This window comes from Neobacillus paridis, from assembly GCF_016765675.1.
Classification (GTDB): Bacteria; Bacillota; Bacilli; order Bacillales; family Cytobacillaceae; genus Neobacillus; species Neobacillus paridis.
In genome coordinates, this window is record NZ_JAESWB010000300.1 from 1 (window position 1) to 556 (window position 556).

The 556-nt window shown below is 59.9% G+C and carries 2 protein-coding genes; both read right to left on the reverse strand.

Annotation, left to right across the window (positions count from 1 at the left end; all coding sequences use genetic code 11):
• Positions 1-373 (reverse strand): EAL domain-containing protein (locus JK635_RS18970; RefSeq protein WP_235888225.1); only part of this gene is annotated, 373 nt, incomplete at its 3' end.
• A gap of 24 nt (positions 374-397) precedes the next feature.
• The coding region (locus JK635_RS25995; RefSeq protein ID WP_202655517.1) for a diguanylate cyclase domain-containing protein at positions 398-556 on the reverse strand (159 nt) is incomplete at its 5' end.

The following is a 556-nucleotide window of genomic DNA, read 5'->3' on the forward strand; positions in this document are numbered from 1 at the left end:
GCAAGCTGGCGTCCAGGCAGTTTGCCTTCAGGGCGCTGGCCAGCATGCTACTTACCGTGCCAGTGTCGATCTGCTGCGCCGAAACATTCACGGATACAGGGACAACATCCAGGCCTTGCGCCTGCCAAAGTGCCAGCTGCTCGCATGCCATGCGGACCACCTCCGCACCCAGCGGCAAGATTAGCCCAGTGCGCTCGGCCATCGGGATGAACTCGTTCGGGTGTATTAGCCCTAACGTCGGGTGAATCCACCGTACAAGGGCCTCCAAACTGGTGATCTCACCTGTGTCGCCCTGCACCCTTGGCTGATAGTGCAGGATGAGTTCGCCATGTTCGACGACGTGCTTCAGTTCCGCCTCGCGGTTGAGCCGCATCACCAACCGCCGCTCCTGGCTGGGTTAGAAAAACCGGTAGGTTCCCTTTGCGGTGCTTTTGGCCACATACATGGCGATGTCGGCACACTTGAGCAGCGTCTCGCCATCAGGTCCGTCCTGGGGAAACAGGCTGATGCCGACGGAAGCATGGATGAAGTGCTGGCGCTCATCGTCCCCAAGTAC